The sequence below is a fragment of the Amycolatopsis sp. NPDC049252 genome (genome assembly GCF_043197175.1).
Taxonomy (GTDB): Bacteria; Actinomycetota; Actinomycetes; order Mycobacteriales; family Pseudonocardiaceae; genus Amycolatopsis.
This window is the reverse complement of the sequence record NZ_JBICSQ010000001.1, coordinates 496,060-514,704: the sequence shown is the minus strand read 5'-3', so window position 1 is coordinate 514,704 and position 18,645 is coordinate 496,060. Positions and strand designations below refer to the sequence as shown.

17 protein-coding genes are annotated in these 18,645 nt (G+C 73.0%); 13 read left to right on the top strand and 4 right to left on the bottom strand.

What is annotated here, in order from left to right:
- Positions 1 to 204: 204 nt before the first annotated feature.
- The 3 genes from ACGFMK_RS02540 to ACGFMK_RS02530 all read left to right on the top strand — a co-directional run bounded on the left by ACGFMK_RS02540 (position 205) and on the right by ACGFMK_RS02530 (position 3,260).
- Positions 205 to 1,449 (top strand): peptidase S8, encoded by a 1,245-nt coding sequence (locus tag ACGFMK_RS02540; RefSeq protein WP_392757291.1) that lies wholly within the window; start codon positions 205 to 207, stop codon positions 1,447 to 1,449.
- Positions 1,450 to 1,670: 221 nt separating this feature from the next.
- A complete protein-coding gene (locus tag ACGFMK_RS02535; RefSeq protein WP_392757289.1) occupies positions 1,671 to 2,309 on the top strand; it encodes a hypothetical protein in 639 nt (212 codons plus the stop codon).
- 78 nt (positions 2,310 to 2,387) lie between these two features.
- Positions 2,388 to 3,260, top strand: coding sequence for a sigma-70 family RNA polymerase sigma factor (locus tag ACGFMK_RS02530; protein ID WP_392757287.1), 873 nt, complete (start codon positions 2,388 to 2,390; stop codon positions 3,258 to 3,260).
- A gap of 165 nt (positions 3,261 to 3,425) precedes the next feature.
- On the opposite strand, the gene ACGFMK_RS02525 is transcribed toward ACGFMK_RS02530, so the two are convergent.
- The gene (locus ACGFMK_RS02525) at positions 3,426 to 6,608 is read right to left on the bottom strand and encodes a SpvB/TcaC N-terminal domain-containing protein (RefSeq protein ID WP_392757283.1); all 3,183 of its coding nucleotides are present in this window, start codon (positions 6,606 to 6,608) and stop codon (positions 3,426 to 3,428) included.
- Positions 6,609 to 6,821: 213 nt separating this feature from the next.
- Between ACGFMK_RS02525 and ACGFMK_RS02520 the strand changes: the two genes are divergently transcribed.
- The 6 genes from ACGFMK_RS02520 (at position 6,822) to ACGFMK_RS02495 (ending at position 13,559) form a co-directional block, all read left to right on the top strand.
- Positions 6,822 to 8,459: a S8 family serine peptidase gene (locus tag ACGFMK_RS02520; protein ID WP_392757278.1), complete on the top strand. Its 1,638-nt coding sequence runs from the start codon at positions 6,822 to 6,824 to the stop codon at positions 8,457 to 8,459.
- Positions 8,456 to 9,031, top strand: coding sequence for an RNA polymerase sigma factor (locus ACGFMK_RS02515; protein ID WP_392757276.1), 576 nt, complete (start codon positions 8,456 to 8,458; stop codon positions 9,029 to 9,031). The genes ACGFMK_RS02520 and ACGFMK_RS02515 overlap by 4 nt, the downstream gene beginning before the upstream one ends.
- Positions 9,028 to 9,513, top strand: a complete 486-nt coding sequence (locus ACGFMK_RS02510; RefSeq protein ID WP_392757273.1) for a hypothetical protein — start codon at positions 9,028 to 9,030, stop codon at positions 9,511 to 9,513. The genes ACGFMK_RS02515 and ACGFMK_RS02510 overlap by 4 nt, the downstream gene beginning before the upstream one ends.
- A gap of 240 nt (positions 9,514 to 9,753) precedes the next feature.
- Positions 9,754 to 12,309 (top strand): CHAT domain-containing protein, encoded by a 2,556-nt coding sequence (locus tag ACGFMK_RS02505; RefSeq protein WP_392757271.1) that lies wholly within the window; start codon positions 9,754 to 9,756, stop codon positions 12,307 to 12,309.
- A 141-nt stretch (positions 12,310 to 12,450) separates the two neighbouring features.
- Entirely contained in the window at positions 12,451 to 12,945 is a 495-nt protein-coding gene (locus ACGFMK_RS02500; RefSeq protein WP_392757268.1) for a DUF4232 domain-containing protein, read from the top strand.
- Between the two features lie 29 nt (positions 12,946 to 12,974).
- Positions 12,975 to 13,559, top strand: a complete 585-nt coding sequence (locus tag ACGFMK_RS02495) for a DUF4232 domain-containing protein (protein WP_392757265.1) — start codon at positions 12,975 to 12,977, stop codon at positions 13,557 to 13,559.
- Between the two features lie 218 nt (positions 13,560 to 13,777).
- Here ACGFMK_RS02495 and ACGFMK_RS02490 read toward each other — a convergent pair whose 3' ends face one another.
- Together ACGFMK_RS02490 and ACGFMK_RS02485 are read right to left on the bottom strand one after the other, a co-directional pair.
- On the bottom strand, positions 13,778 to 14,353 hold the full coding sequence (locus tag ACGFMK_RS02490; protein ID WP_392757262.1) for a dihydrofolate reductase family protein: 576 nt from the start codon (positions 14,351 to 14,353) through the stop codon (positions 13,778 to 13,780).
- Positions 14,354 to 14,378: 25 nt separating this feature from the next.
- Positions 14,379 to 15,362: a small ribosomal subunit Rsm22 family protein gene (locus ACGFMK_RS02485; protein WP_392757260.1), complete on the bottom strand. Its 984-nt coding sequence runs from the start codon at positions 15,360 to 15,362 to the stop codon at positions 14,379 to 14,381.
- 146 nt (positions 15,363 to 15,508) lie between these two features.
- On the opposite strand from ACGFMK_RS02485, the gene ACGFMK_RS02480 reads away from it, so the two are divergent.
- Genes ACGFMK_RS02480 through ACGFMK_RS02465 form a run of 4 tightly spaced genes read left to right on the top strand, consistent with a single transcriptional unit; the run spans position 15,509 to position 18,029 of the window.
- Complete coding sequence (locus ACGFMK_RS02480; protein ID WP_392757257.1) at positions 15,509 to 15,931, top strand: YciI family protein; 423 nt, start codon at positions 15,509 to 15,511, stop codon at positions 15,929 to 15,931.
- A gap of 3 nt (positions 15,932 to 15,934) precedes the next feature.
- Positions 15,935 to 16,279: a YciI family protein gene (locus ACGFMK_RS02475; protein WP_392757255.1), complete on the top strand. Its 345-nt coding sequence runs from the start codon at positions 15,935 to 15,937 to the stop codon at positions 16,277 to 16,279.
- A 39-nt stretch (positions 16,280 to 16,318) separates the two neighbouring features.
- Positions 16,319 to 17,584, top strand: coding sequence for an RNA polymerase sigma factor (locus ACGFMK_RS02470; RefSeq protein WP_392757253.1), 1,266 nt, complete (start codon positions 16,319 to 16,321; stop codon positions 17,582 to 17,584).
- A 4-nt stretch (positions 17,585 to 17,588) separates the two neighbouring features.
- Positions 17,589 to 18,029, top strand: coding sequence for a hypothetical protein (locus tag ACGFMK_RS02465; RefSeq protein ID WP_392757250.1), 441 nt, complete (start codon positions 17,589 to 17,591; stop codon positions 18,027 to 18,029).
- A 55-nt stretch (positions 18,030 to 18,084) separates the two neighbouring features.
- Here the strand turns inward: ACGFMK_RS02465 and ACGFMK_RS02460 are convergent, their stop codons facing one another.
- Positions 18,085 to 18,639, bottom strand: coding sequence for an HD family hydrolase (locus ACGFMK_RS02460; protein WP_392757247.1), 555 nt, complete (start codon positions 18,637 to 18,639; stop codon positions 18,085 to 18,087).
- Positions 18,640 to 18,645: the final 6 nt, after the last annotated feature.

Genomic DNA, 18,645 nt, shown 5'->3' with positions numbered 1-18,645 from the left:
CGCTCAGCGGGGCCATGGTCACGAATCGGTAACAGTTGTCTGGACCAATCATCCGCAAGGGTGAGGCGTTCTGTGATTGATGACCCGATTTGCCCGGCGGTGGGCGAATGGCTGAACCGAGAAACCCACTTCGGTCGGGTGACCGCGATCGTGTGACGTGCGACCATCGCGTGCCACACCGTGGTCCCCTACCGAGGAGTAGGAATGACTGTTTCGCGTGGCAGAACCCTCGTCCGGGCCCTTGTGGCCTTCGCTCTCGTCGCGGCCCCGGTGGCCGCCGCCGTCCCCGCCGGCGCCACACCGCTGCAGAGCGGCGGCGTGATCAACTTCGGCTGCGCCACGTCGGGGACGCCCGGGAAAATGCACTGCCTCGGCAAGGCCATCCGGTCGCCGAAGGGGTCCGGCCCGCTGGTGACGTCGACTCCGGTCGGTTACGGCCCGGCCGAGATCCAGGCCGCGTACAACCTCGGCGGCCTGCACTCCGGCGGCCGCACCGTGGCCGTCGTCGACGCCATGGACGCGCCGACCGCGGAGGCCGACCTGGCGAAGTTCCGGGCCGCGCGCGGGCTTTCGCCGTGCACGACGGCCAACGGCTGCTTCAAGAAGGTCAACCAGAACGGTGCCGCGAGCCCGTTGCCGGCGGGCGACTACGGCTGGGCCGAGGAGATCAGCCTCGATCTCGACGCGGTGTCGGCGACCTGCCCCGACTGCCACATCCTGTTGGTGGAAGCCAGTTCCCCGGACACCGACCCGCTGATGACGGCGGTCGACACGGCCGCGGCGACGCCGGGTGTGGTGGCCATTTCCAACAGCTACGGCGGCCCCGAGGACTCGACGATCCTCGCCGCGGACGCGCACCTGAACCACCCGGGCATCGCGGTGACGGCGTCGTCGGGTGACTCCGGCTACGGCGTGAGCTGGCCGGCGTCCTCGCCGTACGTCACGGCGGTCGGCGGCACGACGCTGAAGAAGTCGACGAGCACTCCGCGCGGCTGGACGGAAACGACGTGGAACGGCAGCGGCAGCGGGTGTTCGACGCTGGAGGCCAAGCCGTCGTGGCAGCACGACACGGGCTGCGCCAAGCGGACCGTCGCCGACGTCTCCGCGGTCGCCGACCCGGCCACCGGGCTGGGCGTCTACGACACGTACAACAGTTGCGGCAGCTCGTCGTTCTGCGATCTGCTGCTGGCCCTGGGCCTGGCCCAGGGGGCCGACGGCTGGGTCCAGGTCGGCGGCACGAGCCTGTCGTCGCCGGTGATCGCGAGCGTGTACGCGCTGGCGGGCAACGCGGTGACGTCCGGGTCGTACCCGTACGCCCACACCGGCAGCCTGAACGACGTGACCTCCGGGTCGAACGGCAGCTGCGGCGGGACCTACCTCTGCACGGCGGGCCCCGGGTACGACGGCCCGACCGGGCTGGGCACGCCGAACGGCACCGGCGGGTTCTGACTCGTTTCCCGCCACCCGGCGGCGTACTCGTGCGGAGTCCGCTGTGGACGATCTCGTGTGGACCGTCCACAGCGGACTCTTCGGCGAACTCCGCGGCGACCGGGGGCACCGAGCTCTCCGGGCGGGCGCGCGGGCAGTCCGGGATGGCCCGATCCTCCACGGACGGGTGACGTTCGCGCAGTGCATTTTCGCGTCACCCCGGCCGGGGTGAGGATGACTGCATGCTGGACACCGACGTGCTGTCGACGACCCGGCCGCGGGCGCTCGGCATCGACACACCGCTGGGCGCCGTGCGGTTCGCCGTGCGCGTCGGCGGGTGGGACGTGCCGGCGCGGCCGGAGCTGACCTGGGGCCTGGACTCCGGGGCGTGGCTGTGCCGGTGGCGGCACCGGTCCGTGCGGCTCGACGTGCTGTCCGGGCCGAGCGCGCCGCACCTGCCCGACGGCTGTCCGGTGGTCACCCGGCAGGCCACCGTCTTCCGCGTGCTGGCGCGGGAACCGCTGAGCGAGTTCGTCGTCCAGGTCGGGCTGAGCGGGCCGGACGAGGTCAGCGCGAGCGGTGCCACCGTCACGGCCGAGACCGCCGAAGCCGTGGTGACCGTCGGCGGCCCGGACGTCGAGGCGCTGCGCGCGTGCGCGCGAGCCGGGCAGCACGTGCCGCCGTACTGGTCCGGCGCCCTTGCCGACGACGCCGTCGGCCTCGACGGCGAGCGGCTCACCTGGCAGCTGCCCGCGATCGAGCGGGGCGACTACGCCGACCTGTGGGTGGCGGCCGCGTGGAGCGAGCCGAGCGAGCACCCGGGCACGGTGCTCGCCGTGGACGTCGACCCGGCGCGGGTGCTGCGGGAGCTCACGCACTGAGCTGTCGCGTCCGGGCTGTCACATCTCGCTCGCGGGATCCGTCAACGTGGGGACAGCACCTAGACGGAGGACGAGACCGTGACCGACGCCGACTGGCTGGCGCACCGCTTCGAGACACACCGCGACCACCTGCGGGCCGTCGCCTACCGGATGCTCGGTTCGCTGAGCGAAGCCGACGACGCCGTGCAGGAGTCGTGGCTGCGGCTCGGCCGGAGCGACACCTCCGACGTCGAGAACCTGGCCGGCTGGCTCACCACGGTCGTCGGACGTGTCTGCCTCGACATGCTGCGCTCGCGCAAGGCCCGGCGTGAGGAGTTCGTGCCGGACCCGATCATCAGCCGGGAAGACGACGGTCCCGAAGAGTCGGCGCTGCTGGCCGATTCCGTCGGCCTCGCGCTGCTGGTCGTGCTCGACACGCTCACGCCGGGCGAGCGGCTGGCGTTCGTGCTGCGCGACATGTTCGCGATGCCGTTCGACGAGATCGCGCCGATCGTCGGCCGCTCCGAGGCCGCGACCCGCCAGCTCGCGAGCCGCGCGCGCCGGCGTGTCCAGGGCGCGCCGGTCGCCCCCGACCCGGACGTGGCCCGGCAGCGCGAAGTCGTCGACGCGTTCCTGGCCGCCGCGCGCGGCGGTGACTTCGAAGCGCTGGTCACGGTTCTCGACCCGGACGTCGTCCTGCGCGCGGACCGCGGCGCGGCCCAGGGCGGCCCGATCGAGGTCACCGGCGCGGCGGCGGTGGCCAACGAGGCCCTGACGTTCTCCCGCCTCGGCGCGGGCGGCGGTACGGTCCGGCGCGCCCTGGTCAACGGCGCGGCCGGCGTGGTCTCGACCCGGGACGGGCGCCCGTTCTCGGTGCTCGGCTTCACGGTGTCGGGCGGCCGGATCGTGGAGATCGACATCCTGGCCGACCCGGCCCGCCTCGACCGGCTGGATCTGGCCGTGCTGGATTGATGTCCGCGACCACATGGAGTTGACTCACTACTGAGGGCAACCGTTGCTAGAATCGGCGCAAGGGGAGGAGTCGACATGGGGAAGCACGAGAAGAAGGACAGCGGGGACTCGGACGTCCAGAGCGGCACCGAGAGCTCCGACGGCGGCCGGCACCGGAAGTAGCGCTCACGGCTCGACGATCGAGCCGTGCTCGTCGGTGACGAGGGCGATCCGGTCGAGGGCGTCGATGTGCAGGTAGCGGCGCGTTCCGTCGGCGTACTGCCGGACCGCGTCCGCCACCACGATCACGCGCTCGCCGTCCTCGAGCGAGTACAGGTCGTCCGGTGACAGCACCTCGTGGACGCCGGTGCCGTTGCTCACCAGGGTGCGGACCCGGCGTCCCGAGTGGTCGTAGCCGTACAGCTCGTTGACGCCGTCGTCGCCGTGGATGCCGCGCAACCGGCCGAACACGTCCCGGATCTCGATGCCCGGCAGCGGTTTCGGGAGCTGGGCGACCGGCGGCGGCTCGATCTCGCGCAGCCAGCCGCCGGGGCCGGTGACCACGTGCCGCCGTCCCGGTGCGAAGGCCTCGGTGACGCCGTTCGCGTAGTGCACCGCGGTGCGGCGGCCGCGCACGTCGTACTGCACGGAGTCGACGAAGCCCGGCACGCTCACCAGCCTGCTCACCTCGTCGTACTGGTACCGCACGGTCAGCCGGCCGTCCCCGGCGTCGGGATAGGTCACCTCCGAGAGCCGCCCGTCGGCGCGGCGGACGATGTCGAGCCGGTACTCGACGGCCACGTGCGCGGGGCGCCACCGCTTCGAGATCGGGTGGCCGAGCGCGTCGTACCCGAGCAGCGTGACGCCCGATTCGTCGGTGACGCGCACCAGCCGCCCGCAGCTGTGCGGGCCCGCTTCGAGCGGCACCGGGAGCCCGCCGTCGTGGTAGGTGAACGTGGTGACCGGCGCGCTGGCGGGGTCGTCGACCAGCACCGCGGCCACCCGGCCCGCCAGGTCGTGGATGCGGAACACCGCGCGCCCGCCCTCGCTGCGGGACTCCACCGCGTTCCCGGCCGCGTCCCGGACGTGCGCCACGCCGTCCGCGCCGCGCAGCACACGGCCGAGCAGGTCGCACGTCACCTCGCCGGTTTCGGTGTCCGCGGCGCCGGCGTCGAACGTCCGGACCGTGCCGTCGGGCGCGGTCACCCGCAGCGGGCGGCCCAGCGCGTCGTACCGGTACTCCGCCGCCGGAGCGCGCCGGCCGCCGATCCGGAACGCCCGCGACGTCCGGCAGACCAGGCCCCGCGCGCAGTACTCGTGGTGCTCGTCGACGACGTCGCCGAGCAGTTCGGTGTGCCGCCGCTGCAGCAGCCGGCCGGCGCCGTCGCGCACCTCCACCGTCGTCAGCACCTCCGTCTCGCCGGACACCGCGCGCTGCTCGGTGGTGACCCGCACCGGCCCGTGGTGGTCGTAGCGGTGGCGCAGTGTCGGCAGGTCCGCCGTGTCACCCGGCCGCACGACGGTTTCCGGGCGGCCCAGCGGATCGTGGGTCACGGTGGTCACCGCGCCCGCCGGGTCGGTCACCTCGCAGACCCGCGCCGTCCGGACGTCGTACCGCGTCGAGGTGACGTTCCCGACCGGATCGGTGGCCACCTCGGGGAAACAGCGGTCGTCGGAGTAGCGCACCTCGCAGGTGTCACCGCGCGAGCCGGTGGTCGTGGTGCGCAGCCCGGTGACGTTGTCCACCCGCCGGTGGAACGTCGTGACCCACCAGCCCGCTTCGCCCTCGCGGCGGTGGTAGCCGTGGCGGACCAGGTCCGGCGGGAGCGGGCCGTAGACGTCGGCGACGAGCGCGTCGGTCAGCACCAGCTCCTCCCGCGCGGTCAGCAGGCCCTGCGAGCCCGCGCTCCCGTCCGGGCACTCGTCGTAGCGGAACAGCTTGTCCGACAACACCTTCCCGGCGCCGTCCAGCTCACGGACCCGCGCGGGCAGCGCGGCGAACCGGTGGTCGGGGTCGGTCGCGTACGTCGTGCGCGTCTCACGCACCGAGGTCTCGTGGCCCGGCCGCTCGGTCGTCTCCACCACCCGGACCGGGTTCCCGGCGGCGTCCAGGTCCGACTCCGTCGTGGTGACCGAGACCGGTTTCTCCTGGCGCTCGAACACCGTCGTCACCGATTTTGTCCACTGTGGACGCTTTTCGTGCTCGATCCGGCGGTACGGGCGGACGGCGTCCGGCGAGTCGTCGAGGCCGAAGGTCTCCTCCCGCCGCAGGAAACCGTCGTCGCCGAACCAGCGCACGGTCCGCAGGGTGGGCGCGTGCTCGTCGCCGAGCTCGTCCTGCACGACCCGGCCGAACCCCGTGAAGGCGTCACCGAAGCACCGCTCGTGGTACTCGAACTCGGTCGTGCCGGCGTGCCCGGTCGCCGACTCCCGGAGCACGACCCGGCGGACCACCGGGACCATCTCGACGGTGGTGTACTCGATCGCGGTGCGCAGGCCGATGCCGTTGTCGATCTCGCTCAGCCGCCCGGCGCCCGGCGCGAAGGAGTAGTACGGCACCGGCTCGTCTTCGGCGTCGAGCAGCAGCACGCCGGAGCCGACGCTCGCGCGGGCCCGCGCCGGGAGCTGAACCCGTGGCGCGGCCGGCGTTTCCGAACGGGCGTAGGCGAGACGCAGCACCGGCGCGGACGCCTCGGCACCGCGCGCGTCGAACCCGGTCAGCGCGACCGACGTCAGCACGGACGCGCCGTCGTCGACGTCGTAGCCGAGGGTCCACCGGCGAACCAGCGGGCGCGCGGCGGCCGGCACCCGCAGCTCGATCCGGGAGCAGCGCAGCGCCGTCGTCACGCGCCCCAGGTGCAGGACGTCGGGCCGCGGCTCGTAGGCGAAGTCCACCTCGTAGGGCCCGTAGGAGATCCGCGCGAGGTAGGCCTGCCCGCTGTGGTGCGCCCAGCCGAACGCCGCGGTGTTGCCGAGGGCGTCCTCGGTCCGTTCGAGGTGCCAGGCGTGGCTGCCGGACCGGCCGCCGTCGGAGGTGCCGAGGAAGTGCCGGGTGCCCGAACGCGCGGTGAGCACGAAGCCCTCGCCCCGGCGGGCCAGCCGGCCGGTGGTCCGGCTCCGCGCCCGGCCGTCGTCCAGCCGGACGTTCGGCAGCGGCACCGCGAACCCCGCGCCGAACGGCCCGTTCGGCGCGCCGGTGACGTAGCGCAGGGCCAGCGACGGCGCGATCCCGCCGGGACCGGGCGGCAGGTCGAGCGGAACCGCGAAACTCCCGCCGCCGGTGGCGGGTTCCGGCGTGAAGGACCCGCCCAGCCCGCGGATCCGCGCGGGCCGGCCCGCCTCCTGGACGCTCGGCCGGAGCAGAGTCATGGCGTTCTCCCCGAATGCCTGGCGGCGCAGGTGCGCCACCGGTTACTTCCGGGGTCCAAGTGGGTGAGTGGACGACGCCAGATACGTCTTCACCCGTTTGCCGTCGGAGTTATGCATTCGTGATGTCCGTGCCGTATCCCGGGTGCGGCTGCCCGGTCTTTCCCGAGTAACCAGTCGTGATCAATGGCGGGGGCAAGCGAGAGGGTGGACCCGATGGTGGTCAGGTTCGTGAGGGACGAGGGCTCCGGCACGGCGAAGGAGGACGTCGGCACGCTCAACGAGCTCCCGGCGCCGCCGAGGCAGCTGCTCGACCGGCACGGCGCGCGGGTGCTCGACCCGGCGACGTCGACCGCGGTGCCGGGCCGGCCGGCGCCGCGCACGACCGTGTACCGGCCCGGGGTGTTCCTCATGCCGAACCGCTACCTGCGCGACCGGGAGGCCCTGGCCTCGATCAACCGCGTGCTCGCCCGCATCGGCATCTACGCCGAGCCGGCCGACCGCGGCGGCGCCAAGGAAACGGCGGCCAGTGCCCGGCAGCTCGAAGACCTGCCGGCGCGGGCGCTGCTGAAGGTGCGTGAGGACTCCGACCCGGTGGTCGTCGACTGCTGGAAGGCCGTCCAGCTGCTGCGGGGTGCGTCGTCGGGCGACAAGCCGGAGGTCGACCCCGAGATGGTCTCGAAGATCTCCGTCGAGCACCTGCTGTTCACCACGCCGGTGTTCGGCGGGGTGCCGTGGGAGACCAGCGGGCTCGGCGGCACCCCCTGGGAGACCAGCGGGTTCGGCGCGGGCAGCTCGTACGGGCGCACCCGCGGTGCCAACCGGATCCCGGTCACGCTCTCGGCGGCCCCGCCCTACCGCAGCACCGAGCCCGCGCACCGGCGTCCGGTCATCGCGGTGCTCGACACCGGCATCGGCCCGCACCCGTGGTTCGGGCTGGCCGACCGCAGCGGCCCACCGCCCGCCGACGCCGGGCTCCGCGTCGCGCCGGACATCCAGGCGGCGATCCTGCAGGCGGAGATCGACTCGGGCACGACCGTGCCGACGCAGCTGATCGGTGACTACTGGGACGCGCCGACCACCGGCCAGCCGCTGATCGGCGACGTCGACACCGACACCGGGCACGGCCTGTTCATCGCCGGCATCATCCGGCAGGCCTGCCCCGAAGCCGACACGCTCGCGATCCGCGTCGTGCACAGCGACGGCGTCGCCTACGAAGGTGACGTGCTGCTCGCGCTGCACCTGCTGGCCGACCGCGTCCGCGACGCGCAGGCGAACAACCGGCCCGAGGACATGGTCGACATCGTCTCGCTTTCCCTGGGCTACTACGAGGAAAACCCGGTCGACGTCGCCTTCACCGGCCAGTTCGCCGCGGCCATCGCCGACCTGATCGGCCTCGGCGTGCTCGTCGTGGCGGCCGCGGGCAACGACGCCACCACCCGCCGCTTCTACCCGGCGGCCTTCGCCGACCAGCCGCTCGGCCCGCAGTGCGGCCCGCAGGTGATCAGCGTCGGCGCGCTCAACCCCGACCGCACCGCCAGTAAGGCGCTGTTCTCCAACGAGGGCCCGTGGGTCCGCTGCTGGGCGACCGGCGCGGGGGTCGTCAGCACCTACCCGGACGACGTCCGCGGCACCGCGTCCGCCGACCACGAAGTGCCGGAGCAGGACCGGAACTCGTTCGACCCGGACGACTACAGCGCCGGCTTCGCGGTGTGGGACGGCACGTCGTTCGCCGCGCCGCTCGCCGCCGCGGAGATCGGGAAGGCACTGCTCAAGACGGCCGCCGACGACCTGGCGACGGTCGAGCGCGACACCGTCGTCAAGCGGGCTTGGACCGCGCTGGGCGCACTGTGAACGTGGCCAAGACGGACCACGGACGGGTAGCCGTCCTGTTCGGCGCCGCGCGGGACGGGGACCGCGCGGCGCTGGACGAACTCGTCACCCTGCTCACGCCGCTGCTCTGGCAGGTGGCGCGGGACCAGGGGCTGGACGTCGACCAGGCGTCGGACGTCGTGCAGACGGCGTGGCTGCGGCTGCTCGGCTCGTTCGCGGAGATCCGCTCGCCGGTGGCGCTCACCGGCTGGCTGATCACCGTCACCAAGAGGGAAGCCTGGCGGACCGGGGAAAAACGCCAGATCGAACGGCCGCTCGCGGAGCTTCCGGAGCGGCTCGCCGAAGCGTCACCGGCACCCGAGGAGGGGGTGCTGCGCGACGACCAGCGCGCGCGGTTGTGGCGCGCGGTCGACAACCTGCCCGAACGCTGCCGCAGCCTGCTGCGGATCGTCGCGTTCGTGCACCGGCCGGACTACGCCGAAGTGGGCGCCCGGCTGGGAATGCCGAGGGGGAGTATCGGCCCGACCAGGGGACGTTGCCTCGCGCGCCTGCGCGAGCAATTACTCGCCAACGGCGAAGGAGATTGGCTGTGACCACCGTCGAACCAGCAGGCGCCAACGAGCCCTTGGACGAGCTCGATCTCCGGCTGCTGGCCGGGGTGCGCGAACTGTGGGAGGACGCCGACCCGATGCCCCCCACGCTGCTGGACCAGATCCGGTTCGCGATCCAGCTGGAGGACGTCGACCTGGAGGTGATGCGGATCCGGGAACAGGAGGGGCTCGTCGTCGCTCGCAGCGCCGCCGAGCAGGGAAGGCTCATCACCTTCGACAGCGAAAGCCTGACCATCATGGTGAACGTGAGCCCCGAACGGGCGGGCACGATCCGCCTGGACGGCTGGCTCACCCCACCGGCCGAGCACCCGATCGAGGTCCGCACCTGCGACGGCCCGCTGACGACGACCTCCGACGCCGAAGGCCGCTTCGCGGTCAGCGGCGTGCCGCACGGCATGGTGCAGGTCCTGGTCCGCACGCTCGGTCGTTCGAGGACGGTGAGCACGCCGGCCATCGAGTTGTGAGCCGCCTTTCGGCCGTTCCGGGCATTCCGTTCGCCTGGTTGGTTTTTCGCGGTGGCCCGGCGATTCGGGAACGGCGGACACGGTTTCCGGAGCGGCCCGGACAAGGCATCGGGGTGGTGTGCGGCGGGGGTACGATCCGAGCGGCCGGGTGCGCTCGAAGGACGGTGAGCACGTCGGCCATCGAGTGGTGACCCGCTCTTCTCGGCCGAGGGGAACGGTTCCCGGCCGAAAGGGCTGCCTGTGCGCGCCGAGGTCACCTCGCCGAGGGTCGAGGACCGGGTGCGCGACCTGCACAAGCGTGCGGTCGCGGCGACCAACGACGGCCAGCCGGTGGTCGGCGGGCGCCTGATCCGCGCCGCCGCGCGGCTGCTCGGGCTGCCCGCGAAGACGGCGCCGCCGGACTGGCCGGGGTGGACGGACCTCGCGACGCGTGTTCTCGGCACGTACGCGGCCGTCGAAACCGCGCTGGGCAACAGCACGCGCGGACTCGCCCTGCTCGACGAAGCCGACGTCCTCGTGTCGGACGCCGGGCGCGGGATCCTGCGCCAGCAACGGGGTCTGGTGTTCATCCTGATCGGCCGGATGGACGAGGCCCTCGACTGTTTCGACGAAGCGATCCCGCAGTTGCGGCAGGCGGGCGAGTTCGTCGTGCTGGCGCGGACGTTGCTCAACCGCGCGATGCTGCACCAGTACGCCGGGCGCGTCCGGCTCGCGCTCGCCGACCTCGACCAGTGCGAGCAGATCGGCGCCGGGCAGGCCTCGGAAGAGGGCCTGGCCAGGATCTTCGCGAAGGCGGCGCACGGCCGCGGCCAGGCGCGCGTGCTGACCGGCGACATCCCCGGCGCGCTGCGCGACTTCGACGCGGCGAGCGGGTTCTACGCCCAGCAGAGCGTCGGGATGCTGCCGGTGCTGGCCGTCGACAAGGCGCGGGCGCTGCTCGCCGCCGGGCTGCCCAACGAGGCCGCGGCCGAACTCGACGCGGCGCTCGAGCAGTTCCCCCGGCTGCGGATGAACCAGGAACACGCCGAGGCCGAGCTGACCCGCGCGCTGGCCGCGCTCGCGAGCGGTGAAACGTCGACCGCGCGCGGCTGGGCGGTGCGCGCGGAGCGTCGATTTCGTCGAAGGGGCAACGAAACCTGGGCGGCGGTGGCGCAGCTGACGGTGCTGCGCGCGGACTTCGCGGCCGGGCGCCGGATCGCCCGCGTCGCCGCCGACGCGACGTCGCTGGCCGATCGGCTGACCGCACTGGGGCTGCGCAACGACGCCGAGATCGCCGCGCTGCTGGGCGCCCGGGCCCGGATCGTGCTGGGCGACCTCGACGGCGCCCGGGCCGGCATCGCCGCGCGCGACCGGCGCACCGCGCCGCTGGAGAACCGCCTCTTCCGGCGGCTGGCGCTGGCCGAGCTGGGCGCCGCGGGCGGCCACCGGCGCGTGACGTTCGCGAACGCGCGGGCCGGGCTGACCCAGCTGCAGCGCCACCGCAGCCGCTTCGGCAGCGTCGACCTGAAGACCGGGACGACGTCGCTGGGCAAGGAGCTCGCCGACGCGGGCCTCGCCGCCGCGCTCGCCCAGCGCTCGCCGGGGGTGGTGTTCCGGTGGCTCGACCGCTCGCGGGCGCAGGCGTTCCGGTTCCGGCCGGTGCGCCCGCCCGCGCACCCGGAGACCGTCGACGCCGTCGCCGAGCTGCGGTACCTCTCGATGCAGATCCGCGCGGGCGAGCTGTCCGGGAAACCGGACGCGCAGGCCGCGAAGCGGTGCGCCGCGCTGGAACGCGAGATCCGCGCACGGGGCTGGCAGGCCGAGGGCACCGACGAGGACCACCCGGAGGCGGAGCTCGGCGAAGTCGGGGACGAGCTCGCGGCGACCGGCAGCGCGATGGTGTGCTTCCTCGCCGACCACGGTGCGCTGTGCGCGCAGGTGATCGCGGACCACCGGGTCGCGCTGATCGAGCTGGGCCCGGCCTCGGCGGTCGCGGAGCCGGTCGCGCGGCTGCACAGCGACCTCGACGCGTTGTGCGGCAGGCAGTTGCCGCCGCAGCTGGACCAGGTCATCCGCCGGTCGGTGCGCACCCAGGTCACCGCGCTCGACGCGATCCTCCTCGAGCCACTGGCCGCGCGCCTGGGCGACCTCGACGTCGTCGTGGTGCCGACCGGCGCGCTGTCCGCGATCCCGTGGGGGCTGCTGCCGACGTTGCGCGGCCGCCCGGTGACGGTGACACCGTCGTCGTCGGCCTGGCTCGACGCGGGTCGCCGGCCGCGCCGCGCGTGCGGGGCGCCGCTGCTGGTCGCGGGCTCGGACCTGACCCACGCCGAGGCCGAGGTCGCGCGGCTGGCGTCGCTCTACCCGGAGGCCCAGGTGCTGACCGGCTCGGACGCGACGGTCGCGGCGACGCTCAAGGCGTTCGACGGCTGCCGCCTCGCGCACTTCGCCGCGCACGGGCACCACGAGCAGGAGAACGTGCTGTTCTCCCGCCTCAACCTGGCCGACGGGCCGCTGATGGCCTACGACGTCCAGCAGCTGGCGACGGCCCCGGAGCAGGTGGTGCTGTCGTCGTGCGACGTCGGCCAGACGGTGGTCCGGGCGGGCGACGAGGTCCTCGGCTTCACCGCGGCGCTGCTCTACGGCGGGAGCCGCACGGTGGTCTCGAGCGTGGCCCGCGTCGACGACCGGACGGCGGGTGGCGTGATGCTGGCCTACCACCGGGCCCTGTCGTCGGGGACGCCCCCGGCCCGCGCACTGGCGGACGCGGCCCAGGCCGAGCCGCTGATGCCGTTCGTGTGCTTCGGCCGCAGCTGAGCGCTCTTTTGTTCTTTTCGACGTCTCACCCCGTCCGGGGTTGCTTCCGGGTGATCGACCCCATCGCGGCGCATCCTCGGTGATCACTTGGGCATCTTCCTCATGAGTCCGAAAGTTGTTGACGGAACGAGGGAGAGCACCATGAAGCGCACTGTTACCGCGATCGCCGTCGGTGGCCTGGTGGCCGGGGGTCTGTTCCTGGCGGCCGGCGCCGCGAACGCCATGCCGAGCGACACCCCGTGCGGGGCGTCCGACGTGCACGTGACCGTCGCGCCGGACCCGTCGAACGCGGCCGGGCACGAGGCCTACGTCCTCACCTACACCGCGGCCTCGCCGACCACGAACTGCAAGCTCCAGGGCACGCCGACCGCGTTGAGCTTCATCGCCGACGGGCAGCGGCTGCCGATCGCCACCACCGTGGACGGCGCCGAGCAGCTCCCGGTGAACTTGCGTGCCGGCCACCCGGCCGTGTCGCGGATCGTGCAGCGCTCGGCCGAGGCGCCGTCGCCGGTCGCGCCGACGACCGTCACGTTCGACCTGCCGACCGGCCCGTACGGCCAGCCGGTGAGCGTCGACTGGCCCGCCGGCGCGCCGGTCAAGGGCGCCTCCGTGCAGGTCACGCCGGTCAGCAGCTGAACCTTCACGTCGGCACCGGGAGGAATGTCATGAAGCGAATCTTGACGGGGATCGGGGCCGTGGCGGGGATGGCCGCGTTGACGGCCTGTGGCGCGGCGGGGGCCGCGACGCAGCCGTCGTCCGGGACGGCCGGGGGAGCCGGGGCCGCAGGGCCGGCGGCGGCCGCGTCTGCCGCGACGCCGCGCTGCACCACCGCGGACCTGGCCGTCTCGCTGGGCAAGCCGGCCGAGAAGACGAACGCGCCGGGCCAGTTCGACGTGCCGCTGACCTACCGCAACACCTCGGACCACACGTGCGGCCTGTACGGCGTCCCGGGCGTTGACCTGGCCGGCCCGGACGACGCGACGTTCGGCCCGGTCTACCACCTGCCGCGCGAGAACAACGGCGTGAAGTACAACGAGGTCCCGGCGGGCACCACGGCGTCGGCGACGATCACGGTCCTGACGCCGTCCGAGGGGGGCGCGTCCTGGACGCCGACGTCGCTCAAGACGATTCCGCCGGGCCAGACCCAGGCGCTGACGGCGGACTGGCCGGCCGGCCTCCCGGTCCTGCGCCAGGACGCGGCGACCCACCCGGGCACCTACGTCAACGGCATCCTGGCCGACCCGGCCTGAGGCTGGGCCGTACGGCCTACCCATCACTCGATAGGGTGATGCACGAGAGCGCGCGTCATTCCTGACGCGAGGTTCCCTCTCTCAGATCGCGGCGGTAACCGGCCGGCACGCCCCCCGACTGGCCGGTTACCGCTGCGGTGTTTCCTACTCACGGTGGACCGCAGCTCCACCGGACCCGCCGGGTGTGCCGGATTCGCCGGATGCCCTGGTCGTGGCGCCTAGTTCAGCACCCGGAACGTCAGGTGCGTCGCGTTCGGTGTCTGCGTCACCGCCGTGCGCTCCAGCCGGACGTGCTCGCCGACCGGGCCGTCGAACGGCCGGACACCGGCACCGAAGAGCAGCGGGACCACGTGCAGGCGCAGTTCGTCGACGAGCCCGGCCGCCAGGAACTGCCGCATGGTCGTGCCGCCGCCCATGACCAGCACGTTCTCCTCGCCCGCCGCGGCTTTCGCCTGCCGCAGCGCGGATTCCGGGCCGTCGGTGACGAACGTGAACGTCGTCGGGCCCTTCACCACCGGTTCCGACGGCCGGTGCGTGACCACGAAACACGGCTTCTTGAAGGTGCCGTCCTCGCCCCAGGGATCTACGCCGACGTCGAACATCGACCGGCCCAGCACGAACGCACCGGTGCCGTCGAACAGCTTCGCGGCGGTGGCACTGTCTTCGTCGGTGCCGCCGAACAGCCACTCGTGCAGCAGGTCGCCGTCCCTGCCGAGCCGGTGCTCGGTACTGGTGTCCGGACCGGCCACGACCCCGTCCGCCGACATGCTGATCTCCGCGATGACCCGTCCCATGGCCGGACACGATGCCACGGCGGGATCAGTTCGTCGACCAGCCGTCGCCCCACTCGGCGTCCCGGGCGGCGCGGTAGCGCGGGCCCTGTTTCTTCGAGACGGCGACGCCGCCCTGCAGGCCGTCGGTGGCCGTGCAGAGGTCGAGCGCGACCCAGCCCTTGTGCTTCTTCGGGTGCCGGACGATCCGCGCGTCCGGCCGCCGCGGCGGGAACCGCCCGGCGACGACGTAGGCGAACTTCTCGTCCTCGAACCCGAGCGTGGCCGCCTTCAGCCGGCGGTGCAGGGGCGAGCGCGGGAGCCGCGCGGCGAAGTGGCACCAGTCCGCGCCGGCCACGATCGGGCACTCGGCGTCGTGCGGGCAGGGTGCGACGACGTGCAGGCCGAGGTTGATCAGCTGGGTGCGCGCGGCCCGGATCCGTTCGAAGCCGGCGGGCGTGCCCGGTTCGATCAGCGCGACGGCCCCGGCCTTCGCGGCGAGCCACCGCACGACGTCTCCGCGGCTCGCGACGGGCAGTTCGCCGAGCACGTACGACAGCGTCACGAGGTCGGCTTCGGGCGCGGGACCCGCCGGGTCGACGAGCCCGCGGCGCCACTCGGCGTCCCGGACGACGGGCAGCCGGGCGCCGGCCGCGAGCCGCTTCCCGAGCCCGATCGCCCCGGCGACCTGCTCGACGACGGTGCACCGGCTGAGCGACGGCCAGACGCCGGCGGCGGCCCAGACCGCGGCGCCGGTGCCCCCGCCGACGTCGACCTGCGTACGCGGCTCGAAGCCCGGAGCGCGCGAAGCGGCTTCGGCGAGCACAGCGTGTACGGCGGCGTAGGTCGCGGGCATGCGGTAGCCCGCGTACGCCGCGACGTCGACGTCGGAGGTGAGGATCGGCGAATCGGCCGAGTCACCCTGGCGGTAGCGCGTGCTGAGCCGGTCGACGGACTGCGTGAGCCGGTGCAGGGGGTGCCTGGCCAGCTCGTCGTCGAGCGCGGAGGAGAGGTCGTCGGGGAGTACCGCCACGACCGGTGATTCTCCCCTGTCCGGTTTGCCGACCCGGAGCCGCCCTGAGCTGCTAGTTTTCCGGCGCGAAAGTATTTTGGCGGACGTTGTCGATCCGGGGCGGGGCCGTTCGACGCGTGGGCAACAGCGAACAGAGGGAGTACGCGATGCGGTTCATGGTGATCGTCAAGACGACCGGCGCTACCGAGGGCAAGGCGCCCAGCGCCGAGCTGCTGGCCGAGATGGCCCAGTTCAACGAAGAGATGGTCAAGGCGGGCATCCTGCTGGCCGGCGAGGGCCTCACGCCGAGCTCGGAAGGCGCCCGGGTCGTCTTCGACGGCAAGGAGGCCCCGAAGGTCGTCGACGGTCCGTTCACCGAGTCGAAGGAGCTCGTCGGCGGGTTCTGGATCCTCCAGTGCCGCGACCGCGACGAGGTCATCGAGTGGATCAAGCGGATGCCGAACCCCCACGGCGAGCAGGGCGAGGTCGAGATCCGGCGCGTCTCGGAGGCGTCCGACTTCGAGAACATGACCCCCGAGGTCGCCGAGATCGAGGCGCAGCTGCGGGCGAAGACCGCCGGGGAGGCGTGAGCCGTGCGGTTCCTGGTGATGGTCAAGGGTGACCACCCGGGTTCGCCCGCCGGGCCGAGCGCCGCCCACCTCGAGGAGATGGCGAAGTTCAACGAGCGGCTCCTGGCCGAGGACCGGATCGTGCTGGTCGAGGGACTCACCAGCAGCGCCGACGGCGTGCGGGTGCTGTTCGACGGTGACGCGGAGCCGAAGCTCATCGACGGGCCCTTCGCGGAGTCCAAGGAGCTGGTCGCCGGGTTCTGGGTGCTCAACGGCGAATCGCTCGAGGACGTCGTCGAGCTGATGAAGCAGGCACCGAACCCGGAGGAACAGGGTGGCGTGCTGGAGATCCGCCCGATCGCCGGGTAGTGGGTTGCACCGCGCCTGATCACCCTGTCTGATGGCCGGGTGACGGTAGCGGACACCCGGAGCACGGTAGAAGCGGTTTGGCGGATCGAGTCGCCGCGGCTCATCGCGGGCCTGGCCCGGATGGCCCGCGGCGACGTGGGGCTCGCGGAGGAGCTGGCGCAGGACGCGCTCGTCGCGGCCCTGGAGCAGTGGCCGGAGTCCGGGGTGCCGCGCAACCCCGGCGCGTGGCTGATGACCATCGCGAAGCGGCGGGCCGTCGACCAGTTCCGCCGCAACGAGCGGTACGCGGAGAAGCTCGAAGAGGTCGGCCGCGGCCAGCAGGTCGGCGAGGGTGTGCTGCCGGACTTCGACGCGGCGCTCGACGACCACATCGAGGACGACCTGCTGCGGCTGGTGTTCGTCGCGTGCCACCCGGTGCTGAACACCCAGGCGCGGGTCGCGCTGACGCTGCGGATGCTCGGCGGCCTGACGACCGACGAGATCGCGCGCGCCTTCCTCGTCCGCGAGTCGACGATCGCGCAGCGCATCGTCCGGGCGAAGAAGGCATTGGCGGCGGCGAAGGTCCCGTTCGAGGTGCCGGAAGGCGACGAGCGGATCGCCCGGCTGTCGTCCGTGCTCGAGGTCATCTACCTCGTGTTCAACGAGGGTTACTCGGCCACCCGCGGTGACGACTGGATGCGCCCGGCCCTGTGCGAAGAGGCGATGCGGCTCGGCCGCGTGCTCGCCGGGCTGATGCCGGGCGAGTCCGAGATCCACGGCCTGGTCGCGTTGATGGAGCTGCAGGCGTCCCGGTCGAAGGCCCGCATCGGCCCGAAGGGCGAGCCGGTGCTGCTGCTGGACCAGGACCGCGCCCGCTGGGACCGGCTGCTGATCCAGCACGGTCTGGCGGCCCTGACGCTGTCCGAGCAGATCGCGGAGGGCGCGTACGGCCCGTACTCGGCCCAGGCGGCGATCGCGGCCTGCCACGCCCGGGCGCGCACGGCTTCGGAGACGGACTGGAAGAGGATCGCGGCGCTCTACGAAGGGCTGGGCAAGCTCCAGCCGTCCCCGGTGATCGAGCTGAACCACGGGGTCGCGGTGGCCATGGCGTACGGCCCGGAGGCGGGTTTGGCGATCGTCGACGCGGTTGCCGACGAGGCGGCCTTGAAGGACTACCACCTGCTGCCGAGCGTCCGCGGCGACCTGCTGCAGAAGCTGGGCCGGCTGGAGGAGGCGGAGCAGGAGTTCCGCCGGGCGGCGGAGATGACGGAGAACGCCCGGGAGCGCGCGTTGCTCCTGGACCGCGCGACGGCGGTGGGCCGCTAGCGCCGTGCCGGCCTCGCTGCTGCCGGGTTTCCGGGACGTCCGCAGCGCCCTGGTCGCGGGCTACATGTGGTTCTGCGCCGGTCGGCTGCTGATCGGCCACTATGCGCCGCCACCGGGTGACTTGCTGGGAAAACCGGCGCTGGAGCTGCTCGACCTGTTCGGCACCGGCGGCCGGCCGGCCGCGATCAGCGTGCTGTGCCTGCTGATCGGCGAGGTGTCGGGGGGCGTTCTTCGGCTGAGCGTGGCCCAGGTGCGACGGCTCGACTTCGCGAACCACGTTCCGCGACGCCATCCTGCTGCCCTTGCCGGTGCTGGCCGTGGCGGTGTGCGTCAACCTGGCCGGGCCGGTGTGGCTCGAGACGCTCGAGCTGGTGGTGACCGTGCTGGTCGACGGCTTTCGGTTCAGCCAGGCGCGCAAAGCAGTTCCGCGATGCGCACAGCCTGATCGGGCACAGCGTCGCGGACGGCACGATCAGCTCGGCCGCCATGGGCGATCGCGGCTAGCGGCCTCGCCACGAAAGGGGTGACAACGTCAAAGCCGCTTCGGCGATCTTCCGCGCCGTCTCCGTCGTGAGGCCCTTCCTCGCCGACTCGATCCATTCGTCGACGCGCCGCACCCCGACGTCCCGGTATTCCAGCGCCTGCAGCAGCATCTCCAGCTTGTCCGCGTCCTTGGCGCACAACGCTTCCGCCGACGAACGGGTCTCGTACTCGTCCACCGCCGAACGGACCAGCGAGCGAGACGCCGGCGGCAACCCGGCCGTCTGGTCCGCGGTGATCTCCCGCGGTGCCGGTTTCCGCAGATAAGGCGCGGCCGAGTGGGGCAGGTCGCCCGTCCGGGTCTCCTGCGTGTCGTGCCACAGCGCCAGGAACGCCGCCCGTTCCGGGGACGCGCCTTCCTCCGCCGCCAGCAGCGCGGCCAGCTGGGCCGTCCGCAGGCTGTGCTCGCCGACCGACTCCGGGTCGCGGACGCCCGCCTGCCACCACCCCGACCGCCGGATGCGTTTCAGCACCCCGAGTTCGTAACCGAAGGCGGCCAAGGCGTCAGCACTCATGCCGCC

Bases quoted from the DNA above. Each gene is read 5' to 3' on its own strand.
- ACGFMK_RS02460 (WP_392757247.1), bottom strand. From the start codon at position 18,639: ATGAGTGCTGACGCCTTGGCCGCCTTCGGTTACGAACTCGGGGTGCTG.
- ACGFMK_RS02500 (WP_392757268.1), top strand. From the start codon at position 12,451: ATGAAGCGCACTGTTACCGCGATCGCCGTCGGTGGCCTGGTGGCCGGG.
- ACGFMK_RS02535 (WP_392757289.1), top strand. From the start codon at position 1,671: ATGCTGGACACCGACGTGCTGTCGACGACCCGGCCGCGGGCGCTCGGC.
- ACGFMK_RS02490 (WP_392757262.1), bottom strand. From the start codon at position 14,353: ATGGGACGGGTCATCGCGGAGATCAGCATGTCGGCGGACGGGGTCGTG.
- ACGFMK_RS02525 (WP_392757283.1), bottom strand. From the start codon at position 6,608: ATGACTCTGCTCCGGCCGAGCGTCCAGGAGGCGGGCCGGCCCGCGCGG.
- ACGFMK_RS02540 (WP_392757291.1), top strand. From the start codon at position 205: ATGACTGTTTCGCGTGGCAGAACCCTCGTCCGGGCCCTTGTGGCCTTC.
- ACGFMK_RS02520 (WP_392757278.1), top strand. From the start codon at position 6,822: ATGGTGGTCAGGTTCGTGAGGGACGAGGGCTCCGGCACGGCGAAGGAG.
- ACGFMK_RS02495 (WP_392757265.1), top strand. From the start codon at position 12,975: ATGAAGCGAATCTTGACGGGGATCGGGGCCGTGGCGGGGATGGCCGCG.
- ACGFMK_RS02480 (WP_392757257.1), top strand. From the start codon at position 15,509: ATGCGGTTCATGGTGATCGTCAAGACGACCGGCGCTACCGAGGGCAAG.